General features: G+C 70.0%; 20 protein-coding genes. 10 read left to right on the top strand and 10 right to left on the bottom strand.

The window, feature by feature from the left end; translation table 11 throughout:
• Positions 1-24: 24 nt before the first annotated feature.
• Complete coding sequence (locus ABZZ74_RS29410; protein ID WP_356769973.1) at positions 25-936, bottom strand: D-alanyl-D-alanine carboxypeptidase; 912 nt, start codon at positions 934-936, stop codon at positions 25-27.
• A 230-nt stretch (positions 937-1,166) separates the two neighbouring features.
• On the opposite strand from ABZZ74_RS29410, the gene ABZZ74_RS29405 reads away from it, so the two are divergent.
• The 3 genes from ABZZ74_RS29405 to ABZZ74_RS29395 all read left to right on the top strand — a co-directional run bounded on the left by ABZZ74_RS29405 (position 1,167) and on the right by ABZZ74_RS29395 (position 4,132).
• Positions 1,167-1,829: a GntR family transcriptional regulator gene (locus ABZZ74_RS29405; RefSeq protein ID WP_356769971.1), complete on the top strand. Its 663-nt coding sequence runs from the start codon at positions 1,167-1,169 to the stop codon at positions 1,827-1,829.
• On the top strand, positions 1,826-3,127 hold the full coding sequence (locus ABZZ74_RS29400; RefSeq protein ID WP_356769969.1) for an MFS transporter: 1,302 nt from the start codon (positions 1,826-1,828) through the stop codon (positions 3,125-3,127). Before ABZZ74_RS29405 ends, ABZZ74_RS29400 begins: the two co-directional genes overlap by 4 nt.
• 204 nt (positions 3,128-3,331) lie before the next feature.
• The gene (locus ABZZ74_RS29395; protein WP_356769967.1) at positions 3,332-4,132 is read left to right on the top strand and encodes a hypothetical protein; all 801 of its coding nucleotides are present in this window, start codon (positions 3,332-3,334) and stop codon (positions 4,130-4,132) included.
• A 15-nt stretch (positions 4,133-4,147) separates the two neighbouring features.
• Here ABZZ74_RS29395 and ABZZ74_RS29390 read toward each other — a convergent pair whose 3' ends face one another.
• Positions 4,148-4,972, bottom strand: coding sequence for a maleylpyruvate isomerase family mycothiol-dependent enzyme (locus tag ABZZ74_RS29390; RefSeq protein ID WP_356769965.1), 825 nt, complete (start codon positions 4,970-4,972; stop codon positions 4,148-4,150).
• 184 nt (positions 4,973-5,156) lie between these two features.
• Here ABZZ74_RS29390 and ABZZ74_RS29385 point away from each other — a divergent pair, with 184 nt between their 5' ends.
• On the top strand, positions 5,157-5,954 hold the full coding sequence (locus ABZZ74_RS29385) for a carbon-nitrogen family hydrolase (RefSeq protein ID WP_356769963.1): 798 nt from the start codon (positions 5,157-5,159) through the stop codon (positions 5,952-5,954).
• Between the two features lie 23 nt (positions 5,955-5,977).
• On the opposite strand, the gene ABZZ74_RS29380 is transcribed toward ABZZ74_RS29385, so the two are convergent.
• Together ABZZ74_RS29380 and ABZZ74_RS29375 are read right to left on the bottom strand one after the other, a co-directional pair.
• Positions 5,978-6,472 (bottom strand): LURP-one-related family protein, encoded by a 495-nt coding sequence (locus tag ABZZ74_RS29380; protein WP_208781505.1) that lies wholly within the window; start codon positions 6,470-6,472, stop codon positions 5,978-5,980.
• On the bottom strand, positions 6,469-7,470 hold the full coding sequence (locus ABZZ74_RS29375) for a helix-turn-helix domain-containing protein (protein ID WP_133044017.1): 1,002 nt from the start codon (positions 7,468-7,470) through the stop codon (positions 6,469-6,471). Before ABZZ74_RS29375 ends, ABZZ74_RS29380 begins: the two co-directional genes overlap by 4 nt.
• A gap of 52 nt (positions 7,471-7,522) precedes the next feature.
• Here ABZZ74_RS29375 and ABZZ74_RS29370 point away from each other — a divergent pair, with 52 nt between their 5' ends.
• Both ABZZ74_RS29370 and ABZZ74_RS29365 read left to right on the top strand, forming a co-directional pair.
• Entirely contained in the window at positions 7,523-7,915 is a 393-nt protein-coding gene (locus tag ABZZ74_RS29370; RefSeq protein WP_356769961.1) for a cupin domain-containing protein, read from the top strand.
• 29 nt (positions 7,916-7,944) lie between these two features.
• Positions 7,945-9,771, top strand: a complete 1,827-nt coding sequence (locus tag ABZZ74_RS29365) for an NHL domain-containing thioredoxin family protein (protein WP_356769959.1) — start codon at positions 7,945-7,947, stop codon at positions 9,769-9,771.
• Between the two features lie 6 nt (positions 9,772-9,777).
• On the opposite strand, the gene ABZZ74_RS29360 is transcribed toward ABZZ74_RS29365, so the two are convergent.
• The 5 genes from ABZZ74_RS29360 to ABZZ74_RS29340 form a co-directional block, all read right to left on the bottom strand.
• Entirely contained in the window at positions 9,778-9,942 is a 165-nt protein-coding gene (locus ABZZ74_RS29360) for a hypothetical protein (RefSeq protein WP_356769957.1), read from the bottom strand.
• A 59-nt stretch (positions 9,943-10,001) separates the two neighbouring features.
• Complete coding sequence (locus tag ABZZ74_RS29355; protein ID WP_356769955.1) at positions 10,002-11,162, bottom strand: glycosyltransferase family 2 protein; 1,161 nt, start codon at positions 11,160-11,162, stop codon at positions 10,002-10,004.
• Between the two features lie 163 nt (positions 11,163-11,325).
• Positions 11,326-11,577 carry a DUF6458 family protein gene (locus ABZZ74_RS29350; RefSeq protein ID WP_115907000.1) on the bottom strand — a complete coding sequence of 84 codons (252 nt, stop codon included), beginning with the start codon at positions 11,575-11,577 and terminating at the stop codon, positions 11,326-11,328.
• Positions 11,578-11,658: 81 nt separating this feature from the next.
• Entirely contained in the window at positions 11,659-12,951 is a 1,293-nt protein-coding gene (locus ABZZ74_RS29345) for a M18 family aminopeptidase (RefSeq protein ID WP_208781849.1), read from the bottom strand.
• A 132-nt stretch (positions 12,952-13,083) separates the two neighbouring features.
• Positions 13,084-14,910, bottom strand: coding sequence for an acyl-CoA dehydrogenase (locus ABZZ74_RS29340; protein WP_356769952.1), 1,827 nt, complete (start codon positions 14,908-14,910; stop codon positions 13,084-13,086).
• 163 nt (positions 14,911-15,073) lie between these two features.
• Between ABZZ74_RS29340 and ABZZ74_RS29335 the strand changes: the two genes are divergently transcribed.
• Both ABZZ74_RS29335 and ABZZ74_RS29330 read left to right on the top strand, forming a co-directional pair.
• On the top strand, positions 15,074-15,541 hold the full coding sequence (locus tag ABZZ74_RS29335; protein ID WP_133044023.1) for an SseB family protein: 468 nt from the start codon (positions 15,074-15,076) through the stop codon (positions 15,539-15,541).
• Positions 15,542-15,651: 110 nt separating this feature from the next.
• On the top strand, positions 15,652-16,623 hold the full coding sequence (locus tag ABZZ74_RS29330) for a pirin family protein (protein WP_356769950.1): 972 nt from the start codon (positions 15,652-15,654) through the stop codon (positions 16,621-16,623).
• A gap of 19 nt (positions 16,624-16,642) precedes the next feature.
• Here the strand turns inward: ABZZ74_RS29330 and ABZZ74_RS29325 are convergent, their stop codons facing one another.
• Complete coding sequence (locus ABZZ74_RS29325) at positions 16,643-18,754, bottom strand: SpoIIE family protein phosphatase (RefSeq protein WP_356769948.1); 2,112 nt, start codon at positions 18,752-18,754, stop codon at positions 16,643-16,645.
• 201 nt (positions 18,755-18,955) lie between these two features.
• Between ABZZ74_RS29325 and aspS the strand changes: the two genes are divergently transcribed.
• Positions 18,956-20,719, top strand: a complete 1,764-nt coding sequence (gene aspS, locus ABZZ74_RS29320) for an aspartate--tRNA ligase (RefSeq protein ID WP_356769946.1) — start codon at positions 18,956-18,958, stop codon at positions 20,717-20,719.
• 119 nt (positions 20,720-20,838) lie between these two features.
• Positions 20,839-21,717: an intradiol ring-cleavage dioxygenase gene (locus tag ABZZ74_RS29315; protein WP_356769944.1), complete on the top strand. Its 879-nt coding sequence runs from the start codon at positions 20,839-20,841 to the stop codon at positions 21,715-21,717.
• The last annotated feature ends 228 nt before the right edge of the window (positions 21,718-21,945 follow it).

Below are 21,945 nucleotides of genomic sequence, written 5' to 3'. Positions count from 1 at the left end.
TTCGGGCAGATATTCGAGCTGGGGTCAGCCGAGCTTTGCGAAGCCGTAGTTCATCAGCTTCTTCGCGTCCGCCTCGCGGTTCGGGATGGACGTGGAGGACAGCACCGTGCCGATGACCGTCTTGCCGCCCCGCGTCGCGGCGAAGACCAGGCAGTAGCCGGCCTCCGGACCCGAGCCGGTCTTGACGCCGATCGTGCCGCTGTAGCTGCTGAGCAGGCCGTTGGTGTTGGTCCACGCGGCCATCGTGCGGGTGGAGCCCGTCTTCGTGATCGTCTTCGCCGTGTACGACTTCGTCTTGACGATCGCGCGGAAGTTGGCGTTCTTCATCGCGCTGCTGGCGATCTTCGTCAGGTCGCGCGGCGTCGAGTAGTTGTTGCCGTTGCCGATGCCGTCGAACGAGTCGAAGTGCGTGTTCTTCAGGTGCAGGTCCGACGCGGCCTTGTTCATCTTGCCGATGAACGACTTCACGCGCGCGGCCCGGGTGGAGCCGGACCCGTACGTGTCGGCGAGCGCGTACGCGGCGTCGCAGCCGGACGGCAGCATCAGCCCGTACAGCAGCTGACGGACGGTGACCTTGTCGCCGACGATCAGGTGGGCCTGGGAGGCGTTGTTGGCGACGACGTAGTCGCTGTACGCCTTCTGGATCGTGACCTTCTTGTCCAGGTTCAGGTTCGACTGCGCGAGCACGACCTTCGCGGTCATGATCTTCGTGGTCGAGCCGGTCGAACGCTTGGTGTCCGCCGCCTTGGTGTACAGCGTCGACCCGTTCGCGTTGTTCATCACGTAGCCGCCCTTGGCCACGATCGAGGGCGTGGTGACGGCCTGCGCGGGTGCCGCGGCGAAGGCCCCGGCCGCGAGAACGGCGCCGGCGGTGACACTGACCGCGGCGGCTCGGCGGAGGCGGCTGCCCTTGGTGCCGGTGATGGCGGTAATCAACTGAAATACCCCGATTAGGTTGAAAGCCCCTGATATGCGGCCGAGTTGGATGGGGAGCGAATGGGGCCGCACGTGTGAGACACGTAAATAGCACAGTTGGTTGCACCGTTGCTGTGTGGGGTTCCCGTGACGGGTGATTCGTCCGCATGTTGTGCGCCCGTATCCCTCCACGCCCGTCCGGATGGTGGACCGGATCCCTCATGCGTACGTGATGTATCTATGCTGTTCGCATGAGCAGCCCGGGGACCCTGACCGCCAAGCAACCGCCCGCCGCCGACCGCGTTTACACCCACGTCAAACAGGGCGTCCTGGAGCGCCGCTACGAGGGCGGGACCCTGCTCACCGAGGGCGAGCTCGCCGAGGCCGTCGGGGTCTCGCGCACCCCGGTGCGCGAGGCGCTGCTGCGCCTGGAGGTGGAAGGGCTGATCAGGCTCTACCCGAAGAAGGGCGCCCTGGTCCTGGCGGTCTCCGCGCAGGAGATCGCGGACGTGGTCGAGACCCGGCTGCTGGTCGAGGAGCACGCGGCGAGGAAGGCCGTACCCGCTCCGGCCGGCCTCGTCGAGCGGCTCGAGGAGCTGCTGGCCCGGCAGAAGCAGCAGGCCGCCGACGGCGACCTCGCCGGGGCCGCGGTCACCGACCGCTGCTTCCACGCCGAGATCGTCCGCAGCGGCGGCAACGAGATCCTCTCCCGGCTCTACGACCAGCTCCGTGACCGCCAGCTGCGCATGGGCGTCGCGATCATGCACTCGCACCCCGACCGGATAGCCAAGACTCTCGTCGAGCACGAGGAGATCCTCGATGCGCTGCGCTCCGGGGACGCGGAGGCGGCCGTCGGGATCGTCCACCGGCATGTGGGCTGGTTCTCGCACCTGGCCCGGGGTGAGGTCCGATGAGCTCCTCCTCGGCCACCCTCCCGGGCGATCCTCCGGGCGGCCGGCGCGCGATCGCCGTCTGGGGCATCGGCGTCTCCGTCTACTTCGTCGCCGTCATCTTCCGTACGTCCCTGGGCGTGGCCGGCCTCGACGCGGCCGACCGCTTCCATGTGAACGCCTCGGCGCTGTCGACCTTCTCGATCTTGCAGCTGCTGGTCTACGCCGGCATGCAGATACCGGTCGGCCTGCTGGTGGACCGGCTCGGCACCAAGAAGGTGCTGGCCCTGGGCACCGTGCTGTTCACGGCGGGGCAGCTCGGTTTCGCGTTCTCGCCCACCTACGGCACGGCCCTCGCCTCCCGAGCGCTGCTCGGCTGCGGCGACGCGATGACGTTCATCAGCGTGCTGCGGCTGGGCAGCCGCTGGTTCCCGGTCCGCCGCGGCCCGTTGGTCGCGCAGCTCGCGGGGCTGGTCGGCATGGCGGGCAACCTGGTCTCCACCCTGGTCCTGGCCCGCCTGCTGCACGGCGTCGGCTGGACGCCGGCCTTCGCGGGCAGCGCCGTCGCCGGTGTCGTCGTCCTGGTCCTGATGCTGCTGTTCCTCAAGGACCACCCCGAGGGCCACGAGCCGGAGCCCTTCCCGCACCAGGGCGCCGCGTACGTACGACGCCAGATCGCCGCTTCCTGGCGGGAGCCGGGGACACGGCTGGGTCTGTGGGTGCACTTCACGACCCAGTTCCCGGCGATGGTGTTCCTGCTGCTGTGGGGCCTGCCGTTCCTGGTCCAGGCGCAGGGCCTGTCCCGCGCCACGGCCGGTGAACTCCTCACCCTGGTCGTCCTGTCCAACATGGTCGTCGGGCTGGTCTACGGCCAGATCGTCGCCCGGCACCACACGGCCCGGCTGCCGCTGGCGCTCGGCACGGTGGGGGCGACGGCCCTGATGTGGGCGGTCACCCTGGCCTACCCCGGCGAGCACGCGCCGATGTGGCTGCTGGTCGCGCTCTGCACGGTGCTGGGGGCGTGCGGCCCGGCGTCGATGATCGGCTTCGACTTCGCGCGGCCCGCCAACCCTCCGGAGCGTCAGGGCACGGCCTCCGGGATCACCAACATGGGTGGTTTTGTCGCCTCGATGACGACGCTGTTCCTGATCGGCGTGCTCCTGGACGCCACCGGTGACGACTACACCATCGCCTTCTCCGCGGTGTTCGTGCTGCAGGCGCTGGGCGTCAGCCAGATCCTGCGGCTGCGGCGCCGGGTCGCCCTGCGGGAGCGGGAGCGGCTGGTGGCGAGCCGGGTGGAGACGGTGCACGTACCCGCGTGAACCGGGTGGAGCCGGTGCGCGTAACCGCCTGACCCTCCGGTTCATGCCAACGGGCCTTCACAGCCGACGTGTTGCTCTGTCATGGGCGTGTGACAGGGGTGTCGTGAAGCGGGGACGGGCGTGACCTGCGGGGCCTTCGGGAGCTCATAGTCGTCGAACGAGCGAACGCCGTACTCGCTTCCGAAGCTCCCGAAGGGAACCCCGATGAACCGCCACCTGCGCAAGGCCGCCCTCGTCACCGCCGCGATCACGGCCGGCCTGCTGATGACGGCGTGTCAGAGCGGCTCCTCGCACAGCGGTGGCACGACCGGTGGCGGCAACTCCCAGCACACGTCCACGTCGAAGACCTCGTCGAAGGGGACGGCGAAGGTGTCCAAGACCTCGAAGCGCTCCCACGTCTCCGGCACGAGCGCCCGGACCACCACCTCCGGCACCGACGAGGGCGTCACCGCGACCATCACCGGCGGCACGGTCGGCTACCTCGCCCCCGGCAAGTACACCGTCCATGTCCCCGGCCGCACCGACCAGGCCTTCTTCACCGCCACCGACACCGAGGTCCACGGCGCCGGAAAGATCTGCGGCAGCCCCCGCTCCGAGGCGCGTCCGCGCTGCACCCTCGACCAGTTGGAGACGGCCACCAGGAAGGCCCCCGTCACCGCCGACGTCACGATCAGGAACGGCGTCGCCACCGTCGTCCGCGAACGCCACGACGTCGACAGCGGCGGCACCGGTGGCTCGGGCGTGAACGCCACCTACGACGGCACCGTCTCCTACCTCGCCCCGGGCAAGTACACGGTCGCCCCGAAGCAGGGCGGCACCCCGCAGGCCTTCTACGTCGCGAACGACACCGTCGTGCACGGCGCCGGCGGCATCTGCGGCAGCCCCATGTCGCAGGCGATGTCCACGTGCACCCTCGACCAGCTGGAGACCGCCGCCAAGAAGGGCGTGGCGGCGAAGGTCGTCATCGCCGACGGCGTGGCCACCTCCGTCACCGAGGACCGCTGAACCGAGCGACGCAGGCTACGGCGTCACCGCGAAGTTGCGCAGGACGGCCGCCGTCAGCTCCGGATCGCCCTCCGCCTTCACCCGGTCCGCCACCGCCTCCGGCGTCACCCGGCCGCAGGCCAGGCGTACGAACGTCTCCCAGTCCAGCGTGAAGGTCGCGGCGGGCCCGAGCGCGGGGGCCGTCTCCAGCGTGCCGCGGCCCTGGATGTCGACCCTGATGGTGCGCAGGAACTCCACCGGCCCGTGCACGTCGAAGACGATCGCCGAACTGCGGGGCGCGTTCGCCCGCTCGGCCACCACCGCGGGCAGTTCGCCGAGGAGCACGTCCCGGGCGATGTGCGCGCCGGGGGAGTCGAGGTTGCCGGGACGGCCCAGCGCGGCGCGCAGGTCCTGCTCGTGCACCCACACGTTGAACGCGTGGCCCCGCATGGCCTCCTCCAGCGTCAGCTCGGTGCCTAGCGGACCGCGCACCTTGATGCCCGGGTCGCGCGACTCGTTGCGCAGCTGGCGGTTGCGCCGGATGATCACGTACTCCAGCTCGGAGGTCATCTCCGGCGCCGTGTGGTGGCGGCGGACGTCGACCTGCATCTCCATGTAGCGCTGGAGGTCGTTGGTGACGTGGAACAGGTCCCGCGGCAGCGTGTGGATGGGGCGCGGGTCGCCGAGCATCTCGCAGTCCAGGCCCATGACATGGGAGACCACGTCCCGGACCGACCAGCCGGGACAGGGCGTGCGCCGGTTCCACTCTCCCTCCACGAGCGGCCCCACCAGTTCGGATATGGCTTCGATGGAGTGGGTCCAGGCGTCGGCGTAGGGCTGGAGGGTGGGATGCAGACTCACGGAACGGGACCCCTCGGCGGTCGGTACACGGGCGGTGGTGGCGGCGTTGCCAGTGGGAGGTGGCGGCTGCTGTCGGCGGGTGTCTTGGAACGCTAAGTTACGCTGCTGTGAGGCACCCCGGCAGTGCTTTCGTGTGACGATCGTAGGCCCGTGTGGACGGCTCGAATGCCAGGACGGTGGTAGTGTGCGCGCCTCTCTGCTCCAGATCGACGTGAACGAGGGCGAATCGGTCGAATCCCGTCGGCGTCGGGTGGCCTCGCTGGTACGGGAGCAGGCCGGGGCCGATCTCGTCGTCCTGCCCGAGCTGTGGACCACGGGCGCCTTCGCGTACGAGCGGTTCGCCGCCGACGCCGAGCCGCTTCAGGGGCCGACGTACGAGGCGATGGCGAAGGCCGCGAGCGACGCGGGCGTGTGGCTGCACGGGGGCTCGATCCCCGAGCAGGACCCCGCAGGCACTCTCTACAACACCTCCCTCCTCTTCTCACCCTCCGGCGACCTGGCCGCCGCCTACCGCAAGATCCACCGCTTCGGCTTCGACAAGGGCGAGGCCGTGCTGATGGGTGCCGGACGCGAGCTGGTGACGGTCCGTCTGCCCGGCACCACCCTCGGTGTCGCCACCTGCTACGACCTCCGTTTCCCCGAACTGTTCCGCTCGCTCGTCGACTCCGGCGCCGAGACCCTCGTCGTCCCGGCGGGCTGGCCGGAGCGCCGCCGGGCGCACTGGACGCTGCTGGCCCAGGCGCGGGCGGTCGAGAACCAGGCGTTCGTGCTCGCCTGTGGAACGGCCGGGACGCATGCCGGAGTTCCGCAGGCTGGTCACTCGATCGTGGTGGATCCGTGGGGCGAGGTGCTGGCCGAGGCGGGGGCCGGCGAGGAGGTCCTCACCGTCGACTTCGACCCGGCGAAGGTGGCGGCGACCCGGGAGCAGTTCCCGGCCCTGAAGGACCGGGTTCTGGGCCTGGAGCCCCCGCACACGTTCTGAGGCCGGCCGGAAGGCGCGAGGCCTCAGTCCTCCTCGCGTTCCTTCTCCGCCAGATGGATCACGCACACCGTCACCGCGATCAGCAGCGCCGGGTCCGCGTCGTCGCGGACGACGTCTACGCCGTACGTGTCCCGGATGTGCAGCCAGCGGCGCGAGATGACGGCGAGCAGCTCACCGTCGTACTCGATGGCGAACTCCCGGTCGAGGATCTTGCCGCTGACGTCGAGTTCGGTGCCGTCGACGAGCGTCACCCGGTAGTGGTGGCGCAGCAGCGACAGGCGCTTGCGCTTGATCTTGGCGAGGGTCTCGCCGTCCCGTTCGATCACCATGGTGTCGCGCAGGGCGAACATCTTCTGGTGGATGTCGATCAGGACCCGCCCCTGGGTGTCCTTCAGCTCGAAGGTGTCCCTGAGGCGCATCGCCTTGCCGTCGACGAGGAAGACCTTGCCGCCGTGCTCGTCCTCGATCCAGTAGTCCTCGCCGAAGCCGAGGAGCCGGTCGCGTACCTGGAATCTCATGTCCCCACCTCTTCCCCGGGCGTCGGCCCGAAACGCCGCCGGTAGGCCGACGGGCTGAGCCCCGTCTCGCGCCGCACGCGCGCGCGGAGGTTGGCCGCGCTGCCCAGGCCGCTCCGCGCGGCGACGACGTCCAGCCGTTCCTCCCCGCGCTCGATGAGACGGCAGGCGAGGGCGACGCGTTCCCCGGTGAGCCAGCCCAGCGGGGTCGTGCCCAGCTGGACGCGGAAACGGCGGTGCAGGGTCGCCGGGGACACCGCCGCCCGGGCCGCCAGGTCCGCCACCGTCAGCGGCTCACCCAGCCGCTCCTGCGCCCAGGCCAGCAGCGGTCCCAGCGACTCGTCGGGCACGTCCGGCACGGGCCGCTCCACGAACTGCCGCTGCCCGCCGTCCCGGTGCGAGGCGAAGACCAGCCGCCGGGAGACGGCGTTCGCAAGCTCCGCCCCGTGGTCCCTGCGCCAGATGTGCAGCCCGAGGTCGAGCGCGGCCGCGCTGCCCGACGCCGTGAGCAGATCGCCCTCGTCGACGAACAGCACGTCCGGTTCCAGCAGCACCTTCGGATGCAGCTCCCGGAACAGGTCCGCCCAGCGCCAGTGGGTGGTGGCCCGGCGCCCGTCCAACAGCCCGGCCTCGGCGAGCGCGAAGGTCCCGGTGCAGAAGCTGACGACGCGGGCGCCACGCGCGTGCGTGCGGCGGATCGCCTCCAGTACGGCCTCCGCGCGCGGGACGACGTTGTCGGGCCGCCCCGGGACGACGAGGGTGTCCGCCCCGTCCACGGCGTCCAGCCCCGGTACCCCGGTCAGCGTGAAGAACCCGTGGTTCATCCGCACCTCACGCGCGGGCGCGCACACCGTCACCTCGTACAGCGGCCCCGCGAGCCCCAGTTCGGGCCGGGGCAGCCCGAACAGCTCGGTCGCCACGCCCACCTCGAAGGGGTTGGTGCCCTCGTCGACGATCACCGCGACCCGGTGCGGAGGGGGCTGAGAGGATCCTTGCGCCATATGCGATTTCTAGCACTCACACGCCGTCCCGGCCCACCCCCACGATGGACCCATGACCACGGAACCCATCTCCCTGTCCGCCGCCCTGGCGTCCTTCACGGACCGCTGGAGCCCGCGCATCGTCACGGCCGTCAACGACTACGACGTCCGCGTCGCCAAGGTCGAGGGCGAGCACGTCTGGCACGTCCACGACCACACCGACGAGTTCTTCCTGGTCCTGGACGGCGAACTCCACATCGCCCTGCGCGAACCCTCCGGCGAACGCACGGTCGTCCTTCCGAAGGGCTCCGTCTTCACGGTCCCCCGCGGCACCCACCACAAGCCCTACGCCCCGGCCCCCACGGAGATCCTCATGCTCGAACCCACCGGCACCCTCACGGTCGGCGACCACCACGAGGAGATCCCCGACCACGTGGACGCGACGACGGGCCACGCGCTTTCGTGACTGTCAGTGGCGGGTGGCACTCTTGAGCCATGACCGACTCCCCTCCCCGACGCGTCCGCGTCCGAGCCCCCGAGCTGGTGGGCAAGGGCGGCTGGCTGAACACGGGTGACCAGCAGTACACCCTGTCCGACCTGCGTGGCCGCATCGTCGTGCTCGACTTCTGGACATTTTGTTGCGTGAACTGTCTGCACGTCCTCGACGAGTTGCGGGAGCTGGAGGAGAAGCATGCCGACACCGTCGTCGTGATCGGGGTGCACTCTCCGAAGTTCGTGCACGAGGCCGAACACGCGGCGGTGGTCGACGCCGTGGAGCGGTACGGAGTGGAGCATCCGGTGCTGGACGATCCGGAGCTCGCGACCTGGAAGCAGTACGCGGTGCGGGCCTGGCCCACGCTGGTGGTGATCGACCCCGAGGGGTATGTCGTCGCGCAGCACGCCGGTGAGGGGCATGTGCACGCGATCGAGCGGCTGGTGACGGAGCTGGAGGCGGAGCACGAGGCGAAGGGGACGCTGCGGCGCGGCGACGGGCCGTACGTGGCGCCGGAGCCGGAGCCGACCACCCTGCGCTTCCCGGGCAAGGCGCTGGTCCTGCCAGGGGGCACCTTCCTGGTCAGCGACACCACCCGGCACCAGTTGGTGGAGCTGGCGGCGGACGGGGAGACAGTGGTGCGGCGCTTCGGCTCCGGTGCGCGCGGGTTCGCCGACGGTTCGGCGGAGGCGGCGGCGTTCAACGAGCCGCAGGGCCTCGCCCTCCTCGACGAGGCCGCGGTCGTCGTCGCCGACACCGTCAACCACGCCCTGCGCCGCCTCGACCTCGCCACCGGTGAGGTCACCACGCTCGCCGGCACCGGACGCCAGTGGTGGCAGGGCTCGCCCACGTCGGGTCCGGCGCGCGAGATCGACCTCTCCTCCCCGTGGGACGTGGCCCTCTTCGGCGGCAAGGTCTGGATCGCCATGGCCGGCGTCCACCAACTGTGGGCGTACGACCCGGCCGACGGGACGGTCGCCGTCACGGCCGGCACCACCAACGAGGGGCTGGTCGACGGACCGGGCCCCGAGGCCTGGTTCGCCCAGCCCTCCGGACTCGCGGCGACCGCCGACCGGCTCTGGCTGGCCGACTCCGAGACCTCGGCCCTGCGCTGGGTGGACCTCGAGGGCACGGTCCGCACCGCCGTCGGTACGGGCCTGTTCGACTTCGGTCACCGCGACGGCCCGGCCGGACAGGCCCTGTTCCAGCACCCGTTGGGCGTGACGGTCCTCCCCGACGGCTCGGTGGCCGTGAGCGACACCTACAACCACGCCCTGCGCCGCTACGACCCCTCGACCGGTGAGGTCACCACCCTCGCGACCGACCTGCGCGAACCGAGCGACGCGGTGCTGGTGGGCGAGGACATCGTGGTGGTCGAGTCGGCGCGGCACAGGCTGACCCGGCTGCGTCTGCCGGAGGAGGCGGTACGGGTGGAGTCGGTCGCCCACCGCACCCGGCGAGCCGCCACCGAAGTCGCCCCCGGCAGGCTCCGGTTGGACGTGATCTTCCAGGCCCCCGCAGGCCAGAAACTGGACACCCGGTACGGCCCCTCGACCCGCCTGCTGGTGTCGTCGACGCCCCCCGGGCTCCTGCTGAAGGGCGAGGGCGCCGACACCGACCTCTCCCGCACCCTGGAGCTCGACCCCGGCATCACGGAAGGAGTCCTGCACGTCTCCGCGATGGCCGCGTCCTGCGACGACGACACGGACAACCCCTACCCGGCCTGCCATGTCCACCAGCAGGACTGGGGAGTTCCGGTCCGCCTCACCGAAGGCGGGGCGGACCGGCTGCCGTTGGTGCTGGCCGGGATGGACGACTCGGCCGGCTGACCGGGGTCAGCGGCGGCGCGTGCGCGGCGCCAGCTTGAACAGGGCCACCCCTGCGGCCATCAGGGTGGTGGCCGTGACGAGCAGCGCCATGCTGTTCATCCACATGCCCGTGGCGGCCAGGGTGGCGCCGCCGGCGCCCGTGGTCCCGGCGCCGATCACTCTTCCGTACATGTCGTGCTTCTCCTAGCGGTGTGCGGGGGTTGGTTCGCGGGGGGTGGGTCAAGGGGGTGTCAGGTCGCCACCCACTTCTCCTCGCTGCGGCGCACCAGCCCCCACAGCGAGGTGAAGTAGACGGCGTGCTGGAAGAGGTCGTAGAGCATCTCGGGGACCATCAGCGCGGCGACCAGCACCGCCCGAGGTCCCGCCCGCCGTACGGAGACCGTCTTCTCGACCACGAAGAGCAGCCCGATCGCCGTCCAGAACGGGGAGAAGCCGGGCCAGCCGTACAGCGTCGTGTAGGTGGCCATGTAGGTCAGGTAGACCAGGAAGCACAGGGCGCCGAAGCCCATCATGAACTGCTGCAGGAAGTAGCGCGCGGTGACCCGGGTCCAGCCGTAGTCGCGCAGGTTCTCCAGTGCGCCCCGCTGCCAGCGCAGCCGTTGGTGCCACAGCTTGCCCAGGGTCGGCATGACCTCGGTGGTGACCGCGCAGCCGGCCGGTGACATGGCGCGGTAGCCCAGGGTCTTGACGGCCTTCGTCATCTCGTCGTCCTCGGTGAGCGAGGCGAGGCTGTAGTAGCCGTTGCCGCCGCCGATGACCCCGGCGCGGCGGGCGACGCGGACCTCGCGCAGCACCCGCGCGCGGAACATCGTGCCGGTGCCGGTGAGCACCTGTGCCTTGCCGCCGGAGCGTTCCAGCTCCCAGGCGTAGCGGTGGAACTCCATGCGCTGGAGCAGTCCGAGGAAGCCGCCGCCCTCCTCGCCGTAGAACACTCCGCCGACGGCGCCGACCTTGCGGTTGAAGGTGCCCATCGCGGTCTCGTTGAACCACGGGTCGAGCACGGTGTCGGCGTCCTGGACCAGCAGCAGGTCGCGTTCCTCGAGATGGGGCAGCACCCAGGCGATGGCCTGGTTGAGGGCGCCGGCCTTCTTGTGGGTGTTGCCCTGGGTGTGGAAGACCTGCGCGCCGTGGGCGGCGGCGATCTCGGCGGTGGCGTCGGTGCAGTTGTCGCACACGACGACGATCAGGTCGGGTCGCCGGGTCTGTCGCCACAGGCCCTGGACGGCGTGGGCGATGCGGTCCTCTTCGTTGTGGGCCGGGATCAGCACCACGAGCCGCAGCGGGCCGTCGAGTTCGTCGGGTGCGGCATGGGCGCGACGGGCCGCGTGCCGTCGCGAAGGCCGTGGCCCCGCGACGGGCGCCACGGCGGTCGTCTCCGCCGGGTGGTGCACGGGGAGCCCTCCGGGTGTGCTGATGGTTCACGCCCGGCACATGCGACCCCCCGGGCACTACAACACTCCGGAGTCTTCACTATTTTCACACAAGTCAACAAGACATCCCTGATCACGGAATGCTCACGGTTGTCGTTGCTTGCCCTGTGCGTCCGTTATCCGTCTACACGCCGTATCCGTCGGAGTATCCGTCCGTACGACGGTGGCGAACCTCCTCCTCCACGACCGGCGTCGTCGGCGGTACCACGACGCGCCGGCGCCGGGCGATGCCGCTGAAGGTGCTGACGCCGATCAGGCCGACGATCATCAGGATGATCCCGACCAGGTCGAGGTTGACCCCTTGCATGTGCCAGTCGGTCGCGAACGTGAGGATGGCTCCCACGGCGATGAGGATGATGCACCCGCCGAGGCCCATGAGTGTCGCCTCCCTGTCCGGTCGTTGCGGTAGAACCCGTGTACCCGGACGGACATCACCCATGCGCCACGGCCCGGTTGACTACCCCTCCAGGAACGCCACCAGCGAATTCGCCAGCAGATAAGGGTCGTTTGCGCCGCACAGCTCCCGGACGCTGTGCATGGACAGGATCGCGACGCCGATGTCGACGGTCTTGATGCCGTGCCGCGCCGCGGTGATCGGGCCGATGGTCGTGCCGCAGGGCATGGAGTTGTTGGAGACGAAGGACTGGAAGGGGACGTTCGCCTTCTCGCAGGCGGCGGCGAACACCGCGCGGCCCGAACCGTCGGTGGCGTAGCGGTTGTTGACGTTGACCTTCAGGATCGGCCCGCCGTTGACCCGCGGGTGGTGCGTCGGGTCGTGCCGCTCGGCGTAGTTGGGGTGCACCGCGTGACCCGTGTCGGACGACAGGCACACCGTGCCCGCGAAGGCTCTCGCCCGGTCCTCGAAGGACCCGCCCCGCGCGAACACCGACCGCTCCAGCACACTTCCGAGCAGCGGACCGTCCGCCCCGGTGTCCGACTGCGAGCCGTTCTCCTCGTGGTCGAAGGCGGCGAGTACGGGGACGCAGGGCAGGTCGGTGCCGCTGACGGCGGCGAGCGCGGCCACGCCCGCGTGCACCGACAGCAGGTTGTCCATGCGCGGCCCGGCGAGAAGCTCCTTGTCCCGGCCCAGGTACGCCGGCGGCTCCACGGAGTGCGTCATCAGGTCCCAGCCGGTCACCTCGCCCGCCGCGAGCCCCGCGCTCTCCTCCAGGAAGGCGATCAGATCGCCGTCGCGCACGTCGTTGCCCAGACCCCAGACCGGCAGCATGTGGCGCTGTTTGTCGAGCTTGAGGCCCTCCGCCGACACCGAACGGTCCAGATGGATGGCGAGCTGTGGCACCCTCAGCAGCGGCCGGTCGACGTTCACCAGCCGGGTCGAGCCGTCCCGCAGGGTCAGCCGGCCGGCCAGCCCCAGGTCACGGTCGAGCCAGGAGTTCAGCAGCGGGCCGCCGTAGATCTCCACGGCCACCTGGCGCCAGCCGTGCGCCCCCGTGTCGGGCAGCGGCTTGACCCGCAGGTTCGGGGAGTCGGTGTGCGCGCCGACGATACGGAACGGCGTGTGGGGCGCCGCGCCCTCGGGGACGTACCAGGCCACGATCGCGCCGCCGCGCAACACGTACTTGCCGCCGCTCGTCCCGTCCCAGGCGTCCGTCTCCGCGACCTGCCGGAACCCTGCCTTCTCCAGCCGCTCGGCGGCACTCGCCACCGCGTGGTACGGCGACGGGCTCGCCGTCAGGAAGGACATGAGGTCGTCGGTGTGGCCGCGGTCGAAGCGGGGGGGTTCGCTCATGGGGTTCACCTTAACGACGTACGAGGGCCCACTCCGCGTACAGGGAGCGGGCCCTCGTGAGGGCGATGTGGAATTTTGGCTACCCAGATCCGGCGGCGACGGAACCAGGAACCGGCGGGACCGGAGCCGCGACTAGAACGCGGCCTCGTCCAGCTCCATCAGGTCCAGGTCGACGCCCTCGGCGAGCTTGCGCGCGCCGGTGACGCCCGGCAGCACGTTGGCCGCGAAGAACTTCGCCGCCGCGATCTTGCCGGTGTAGAACGCCTTGTCCTTCGCGGAGGCGGTCTCCAGCTTCTCGGCGGCGACCGCGGCGCCCTTGAGCAGCAGGTAGCCGACGACCACGTCACCGGAGGCCAGCAGCAGGCGGGTGGTGTTCAGGCCGACCTTGTAGATGTTCTTGACGTCCTGCTCGGTGGCCGCGAGGTCGGTCAGCATCAGGCCGACGATCGCCTCCAGCTCGACGGCCGCCTTCGCGAGGTGCTCACGGGCGCCGGCCAGCTCCTCGCCGCCGGTGCCCAGCGCCAGGAACTTCTTGATGTCCTCGGCGAGGGAGTTCAGCGCGGCGCCCTGGTTGCGGACGATCTTCCGGAAGAAGAAGTCCTGGCCCTGGATCGCCGTGGTGCCCTCGTACAGGGTGTCGATCTTGGCGTCGCGGATGTACTGCTCGATCGGGTACTCCTGCAGGAAGCCGGAGCCGCCGAAGGTCTGCAGCGACTGGGCGAGCTGCTCGTAGCCCTTCTCGGAGCCGTAGCCCTTCACGATCGGCAGGAGCAGGTCGTTGAGCGCGTGCTCGGTCTTGGCGTCCTCGCCGTTCGCCTCCTTGACGGCGATCGCGTCCTGGATGGAGGCGGTGTAGAGGACGAGCGCCCGCATGCCCTCGGCGTACGCCTTCTGCGTCATCAGCGAACGGCGCACGTCGGGGTGGTGGGTGATGGTGACCTTCGGCGCGGTCTTGTCCATGAAGTTCGCCAGGTCCGGACCCTGGACGCGCTCCTTGGCGTACTCCAGCGCGTTCAGGTAGCCGGTCGACAGCGTGGAGATTGCCTTCGTGCCGACCATCATCCGGGCGAACTCGATGATCCGGAACATCTGGCGGATGCCGTCGTGCTTGTCGCCGATCAGCCAGCCCTTGGCGGGGTGCTTGTCGCCGAAGGTCATCTCGCAGGTGTTGGAGGCCTTCAGGCCCATCTTGTGCTCGACGTTGGTGGCGTACACGCCGTTGCGCTCGCCCAGCTCGCCGGTCTCCCAGTCGAACAGGTACTTCGGCACGAGGAAGAGCGACAGACCCTTGGTGCCGGGGCCGGCGCCCTCGGGACGGGCCAGGACGTAGTGGAGGATGTTCTCCTCCATGTCGTGCTCACCGGAGGTGATGAACCGCTTCACGCCCTCGATGTGCCAGGAGCCGTCCTCCTGCTGGACCGCCTTGGTGCGGCCGGCGCCGACGTCGGAACCCGCGTCCGGCTCGGTGAGCACCATCGTGGAGCCCCAGGTGCGGTCCACCGCGAGATGCGCCCACTTCTTCTGCTCCTCGGTGCCCTCCTCGAAGAGGATGCGCGCGAACGCCGGGCCGGAGGAGTACATCCAGATCGCCGGGTTGGCGCCGAGGATCAGCTCCGCGTACGACCAGATCAGCGAGGGCGGGGCGGTCGTGCCGCCGATCTCCTCGGGCAGGCCCAGGCGCCAGTACTCGGAGTCCATGAAGGCCTTGTAGCTCTTCTTGAAGGACGCCGGGACCGGCGCGGTGTTGGTCTCCGGGTCGAAGACCGGCGGGTTGCGGTCGGCGTCCGCGAAGGACTCCGCCAGCTCGTTCTCCGAGAGACGGGTCAGCTCCTCGAGGATGCTCTTCGCGGTCTCGGTGTCCATCTCCTCGAACGGTCCGGTGCCGTACAGCTTGTCGCGTCCGAGTACTTCGAAGAGGTTGAACTCGATGTCGCGGAGATTCGACTTGTAGTGCCCCATGGCGACGGCTCCGTAAGAGAGATCGGCGAGGCACTGGTGGATCCTCGCGCTAGTTCACGTACCAACAAGTGGCTACGATGATGCTACCCGTCGGTAATAAGAAGCAAGCCCGATCCGGCCATCTGTGACCGAGCCCTCGTGCGGGGTCAGTACTCTGTGGTGCATGTACGGCTACGACCAGAACGTTGGGGCCCAGCAGCAGTACGGCGTCCCGCCGCAGCAGCAGATGCCGGGCGGGTACGGCCAGCAGCCGCCGCTGTACCCCGAGCCGTCGCCGCCGTCGCTCGCGGACGCGGTGCGCGCCTTCACCACCGGGCAGATGTCGGCCGAGGACTTCCAGCAGGTCTTCGCCACCTCCAAGGTCTACTGCCCGCGCGGCGACAACCCCGGTTTCCTCGCCCTGCACAACACCCAGCAGCCGGTGATCCCGATGTTCACCTCGCTGAAGGAGCTGCGCCGGTACGCGGGCAAGGAGTCCAAGTACTTCGTGATCACGGGTGCCGAGGTCATCGACCTCCTGCCCACCGGCTACGGCTTCGTCCTCGACATGGAGGGCGAGCACCGGATGGTCTTCGACGCGAAGGCGGTCGAACAGATGGTCGACTTCGCGATGCGCAGAATGTACGGCTGAACCGCTCGCGCAGCCGGGAGCCCGGAGGGAATGCCCTCCGGGCTCTCTCTGTTGTGGGGTAGCAGAAAGTTCAATGCTCAACTAAAATGGCCGCACAAGGAGGTACCGACATGCCCGCTGTGACCGTCGAGAACCCGCTGACCCTGCCTCGCGTGGCCGCTCCGGCCGACGCCGTGGCCCGTCCCGTACTCGCCGTCACCACCGCGCCCAGCGGTTTCGAGGGCGAGGGCTTCCCGGTGCGCCGCGCGTTCGCCGGGATCAACTACCGCCACCTGGACCCGTTCATCATGATGGACCAGATGGGTGAGGTGGATTACGCGCCCGGAGAGCCGAAGGGGACCCCCTGGCATCCGCACCGCGGCTTCGAGACCGTCACCTACATCATCGACGGCGTCTTCGACCACCAGGACAGCCAGGGCGGCGGCGGCACCATCACCAACGGCGACACCCAGTGGATGACCGCGGGCTCGGGCCTGCTGCACATCGAGGCCCCGCCGGAGTCCCTCGTCATGTCCGGCGGTCTCTTCCACGGTCTGCAGCTGTGGGTGAACCTCCCGGCCAAGGACAAGATGATGACGCCCCGCTACCAGGACATCCGCGGCGGCCACGTCCAGCTGCTGACCTCCCCCGACGGCGGCGCCCTGCTGCGGGTGATCGCCGGTGAGCTGGACGGTCACGCGGGCCCCGGTATCACCCACACCCCGATCACCATGATCCACGCGACCCTCGCGCCGGGTGCGGAGATCACCCTGCCGTGGCGGGAGGACTTCAACGGCCTGGCGTACGTGCTCGCCGGCAAGGGTGCGGTGGGTGCCGAGCGGCGCCCGATCCACCTGGGCCAGACGGCGGTGTTCGGCGCGGGTTCCTCCCTCACCGTCCGCGCGGACGAGAAGCAGGACTCCCACACGCCGGACCTGGAGGTCGTGCTCCTCGGCGGACAGCCCATCCGGGAGCCCATGGCCCACTACGGCCCCTTCGTCATGAACACCCGCGAGGAACTCCAGCAGGCCTTCGAGGACTTCCAGAAGGGCCGGCTGGGGACCATTCCCGCCGTGCACGGGATGACCGAGGGCGGCCTGTAAGGCCCCGTCGGCCGGTGGGCTACGCGTCCTCGTAGAGCTCGAACCAGATGCTCTTGCCCTCGCCACGGGGGTCCACGCCCCAGGACTGGGCGAGGAGTTCGATGAGGACCAGGCCGCGGCCGGAGGACGCCATCTCGCCGGGGCGCCGTTTGTGCGGGAGGTCGTCGCTGGTGTCGGTGACCTCGACGCGCATCCGGCGGCCCCCGGGCTCGCCCCGGACCTCGGCCTGCATCAGCGCGTCCGCGTCCGTGTGCACCAGGACGTTGGTCAGCATCTCGGACAGCAGCAGCACCGCCGAGTCGACCTGGTCCTGGGAGGGCCAGTCGTGGAGCAGCTCGCGCAGGTGCTGGCGGGCCACCGCGACGCGCTCGGGTTCGGCCTGCGCGACGGAGAGCAACGTGCGGCGGACCGTGGGTGCCGGGGCGAGCGTGTGGTCGAGACCGCGGTCCTCCCCCGGGCGGCACAGCAGCATCACCGCTATGTCGTCCTCGCGCCGGTCCGCGAGCGGGCCCGTGGTGTGGTGGGAGGAGGGGCCGTGCACGCCCTGGACCAGGGCGTCGGCAAGTTCCTCCAGGTCGCCCTTGTGGTCCTCGAGGATCGTACGGATGCGCTGCCAGCCGCTGTCCAGGTCGTGACCGCCGGTCTCGATCAGGCCGTCGGTGCAGATCAGCATCGTCTCGCCGGGTTCCAGCGTGATGCGGGTGGTGGGGTAGTCGGCGTCCGGGTCGATGCCGAGCGGGAGGCCGCCGGCCGTCGGGCGGGTCAGTACCGTGCCGTCCGCCATCCGGATCGCCGGGTCGGGGTGGCCGGCCCGGGCGATGTCGAGGATGCCGGTCACCGGGTCCGCCTCGACGTACAGAGAGGTCGCGAAGCGCAGGTCGGGGGACTCGGGGTCGCCGTCCGCCATGCCGTGCAGGAAGCGGGAGGCGCGGGAGAGGACCGCGTCGGGGCGGTGGCCCTCGGAGGCGTAGGCGCGCAGGGCGATACGGAGCTGGCCCATCAGACCCGCCGCGCGCACGTCATGGCCCTGGACGTCGCCGATGGCCAGGGCGAACCGGCCGTTGGGCAGCGGGATCATGTCGTACCAGTCGCCGCCGACCTGGAGCCCGCCGCCGGTCGGGACGTAGCGGGCGGCGACGGTCATGCCAGGTATCTGCGGGCCCAGCATCGGCAGCATGGAGCGCTGGAGGCCGTCGGTCAGGGCGCGTTCGGTCTCCTGGGCGCCGGCCCGGGACAGGGCCTGGGCGAGCATCCGGGCGACGGTCGTCAGCACCGAGCGTTCGTCGGGGGTGAAGGCGACGGGATAGGCGAAGGAGGCCATCCAGGCGCCCATCGTGCGTCCGGCCACCGTCAGCGGCAGGAAGGCCCAGGACTGGCGGCCGAAGCTCTCCACCAGCTGCCACATCACCGGGTAGCGGGTCTTGTAGTCGGCGGGGGAGGAGAGATAGACGGCACGGCCGGTGCGTATGACCTCGGCGGCGGGATGGTCCGTGTCCAGGGGCATGGGGGAGAACGGGTCGCCGTCGCCGGGCTGGTAGCCGTACAGGCCGACGATGGTCAGCCGGTCGCCCTCGACGCCGAACACCGCGAGCCCGTCCGGGGAGAACCCCGGCATCGACAGCCCCGCCGCGACCCGAAGTACCTCCGCGGTCGAGCGGGCCTCGGCCAGCGCCCGGCCCGCGTCCAGCAGGAACGCCTCCCGGGAGCGCCGCCAGTCGCCCGTGACGGCACTGCGCCCGGCCGGTGTGCCGGGCGTCGGTTCGGTCACCTCCTGGAGGGTGCCGATCAGCTGGAAGGCCTGCCGTTCCTTGTCGTAGGAGGGCTTGGAGCGGGAGCGGACGACGCGGATCACCCGGCCGTGCTCGTCCATGATCCGGATGCGGACCTCGGCGAGGGTGCGCTCGGCGACGGCGAGACCGACCACGCTGATGATCTCGTTCCAGTCGACCGGGTGCAGCCGGGACCGGGCCTGGGCCTCCGTGAGGGTGGTCTGTACGGCGGGCAGGCCAAGCAGCCGTGCCGCCTCGGAGTCGACCGTGACCAGCTCGGTGGCGGTGTCCCAGTGCCACAGACCGGTCGCGAGGGTGGCGAGAACCTCCCCCACGGGCGGCAGAGGCTCGCCAGTGCGCATTGCCCCACTTTATGAAGAGGTGATCGAGGCGTGCCACCGATCATCGACAGTTCGTGCGGTTTGATGCCCGGAACCGAGCGGTTGGAGGCCGCAGGACGACCGCCCTTAATGGTGGGGAGCCGATCTTACGGTGCCCGGTACGCTTGGGTGGTGTTTCACGTGAAACACGGCCCCCTATCCGCGAAGACTGGATGAACGACGATGCATCGGTACAGGTCCCACACCTGCGGCGAGCTCCGCGCCTCTGACGTCGGCACCGACGTCCGGCTGAGTGGCTGGCTGCACAATCGGCGCGACCTGGGCGGCATCCTCTTCATCGATCTGCGCGACCACTACGGCATCACGCAGCTCGTCGCCCGCCCGGGCACCCCGGCCTACGAGGCCCTGGACAAGGTGACCAAGGAGTCGACGGTCCGCGTCGACGGCAAGGTCGTCTCCCGCGGTGCGGAGAACGTCAACCCGGAGCTGCCGACCGGTGAGGTCGAGGTCGAGGTCGGCGAGGTCGAGCTGCTCGGCGCGGCCGCCCCGCTGCCCTTCACCATCAACGCCGAGGACGGGGTCAACGAGGAGCGGCGTCTGGAGTACCGCTTCCTGGACCTGCGGCGCGAGCGCATGCACCGCAACATCATGCTGCGTACGGCGGTCATCTCGGCGATCCGGCACAAGATGACGGCCCTCGGCTTCAACGAGATGGCGACCCCGATCCTGTCGGCGACCTCCCCCGAGGGCGCCCGTGACTTCGTGGTCCCCTCCCGGCTGAACCCCGGCAAGTTCTACGCCCTGCCGCAGGCGCCGCAGCAGTTCAAGCAGCTGCTGATGATCTCGGGCTTCGACCGCTACTTCCAGATCGCGCCCTGTTTCCGTGACGAGGACGCCCGCGCCGACCGCTCGCCGGGCGAGTTCTACCAGCTCGACGTCGAGATGAGCTTCGTCGAGCAGGAGGACGTCTTCCGGCCGATCGAGCAGCTGATGACCGAGCTGTTCGAGGAGTTCGGCGGCGGCCGCCATGTCACCTCCCCGTTCCCGCGGATCCCGTTCCGCGAGGCGATGCTGAAGTACGGCTCCGACAAGCCGGACCTGCGGGCCCAGCTGGAGCTCGTCGACATCACCGATGTCTTCGAGGGCTCGGAGTTCAAGGCGTTCGCCGGCAAGCACGTGCGGGCGCTGCCGGTGCCGGCCGTGCAGGACCAGCCGCGCAAGTTCTTCGACCAGCTCGGTGACTTCGCCGTCTCGCTGGGCGCCAGGGGCCTGGCCTGGGTGCGGGTCGTCGAGGACGGTTCGCTCACCGGCCCGATCGCGAAGTTCCTCACCGAGGAGAACGTCGCCGAGCTGACCAAGCGGCTGTCGCTGGCCGCCGGGCACGCGGTGTTCTTCGGCGCGGGTGAGTTCGACGAGGTCTCCAAGATCATGGGCGCGGTGCGGGTCGAGGCCGCCAAGCGCGCCGGGCACTTCGAGGAGAACGTCTTCCGCTTCTGCTGGATCGTCGACTTCCCGATGTACGAGAAGGACGAGGAGACCGGCGCGATCGACTTCTCGCACAACCCCTTCTCGATGCCGCAGGGCGGGCTCGAGGCCCTGGAGAACCAGGACCCGCTGGACATCCTGGGCTGGCAGTACGACATCGTCTGCAACGGTGTCGAGCTGTCCTCCGGCGCGATCCGGAACCATGAGCCGGACATCATGCTCAAGGCCTTCGAGATCGCCGGTTACGACCGGGAGACCGTCGAGGAGAAGTTCGCCGGCATGCTGCGCGCCTTCCGCTTCGGCGCCCCGCCGCACGGCGGTATCGCCCCCGGCGTCGACCGCATCGTGATGCTGCTGGCCGACGAGCCCAACATCCGCGAGACCATCGCCTTCCCGCTCAACGGCAACGCCCAGGACCTGATGATGGGCGCGCCGACGGAGCTGGAGGAGGCCCGGCTGAGGGAACTGCACCTCCAGGTGCGCAAGCCGCAGCCGAAGTAATCCGGCGGACCTGAAGGGCTCGAAACCGACGTCGGTTTCGAGCCCTTTCGCTTGAGTCCCTTGATTCACAGCCCTTTCCGATGTTTCTGCCAGGCGTCCCACGCCTACGGCCGCTGGCCATGACAGACACTCAGACACCGGAAGAGAGAAGGAAGTTGGCCCGCCGTACGGTCCTCGCGGCCAGCGGGGTGGCCGTGACCGCGATCGGTGTGGGCGGGGCCTTCACGGCCGGCGCGGAGGCGTCCGACCGGGAGGACGACGCCTGTTACACCCTCACCTCCGAGCTGGTCGAGGGGCCGTACTACATCGACGCCGACAAGATCCGGCAGGACGTCACGGAGGGTCAGGCGGGCATCCCGCTCGCGCTGCGGCTGAAGGTGATCGACGCCGAGACGTGCCGGCCGGTGCGGAACGCGGCCGTGGACATCTGGCACTGCAACGCCACGGGCGTCTACTCCGGGTACGACGAGATGGGCAGCGGGGGCGGGGGCGGCGGTCCGTCGGCTCCTCCGCCCTCCGGTACGCCGACCGACTCCCCCACCGGCGCCCCGACCGGCTCTCCCCCGCCCGGCGGTGCCGACGGCCACCAGGAGCCGACCGACGACAAGCGCTACCTGCGCGGCACCTGGCGCACCGACCGGCACGGGGACGTCGCCTTCCGTACCGTCCTCCCCGGCTGGTACCAGGGCCGTTGCGTGCACATCCATGTGAAGGTGCACGTGGACGGAGTCTGGACCGACGCGGGCTACGAGGGCGGGCACACCTGCCACACCGGACAGCTGTTCTTCGACGAGCGGTCGGTGCTGCTGACGGCGGCCGTGGAGCCGTACGCGAGCAACACCACGACCCGGACGACCCTCGACGAGGACGGCATCTACCCCGGCAACGGGCATGAGGGCGGGCTGCTGTACCTCGACTACGACCACCGTCGCATCGCCCGGGGCGTCCACGCCCGCCTCACCCTGGGCGTCACCCCGGAGCAGACACACGACGGCTGAAACCTCACCGGAGGTGCACAGGGAGTCCGAGGGAGGGGCACAGAAGCCTGTCGTGTCATAGGTGGTGACATCGCAGGTGGTGCTGCTCCCGGGCCCGCCCGGGCAAGGAGGACGTCATGGGGTACGCGATCACGCTCGCGGCGCTGTTGGTCGCCGGTTCCGCCGGCGCGGTCGTCGCACTACTGCGGTTGCAGGCCGGCCGCGGCACGTCCGGGCTGGACGCGGAGG

The sequence above is a fragment of the Streptomyces sp. NPDC006476 genome (assembly GCF_040612015.1).
Taxonomy (GTDB): Bacteria; Actinomycetota; Actinomycetes; order Streptomycetales; family Streptomycetaceae; genus Streptomyces; species Streptomyces griseorubiginosus_B.
This window is presented reverse-complemented; position numbering and strand designations above follow the sequence as displayed.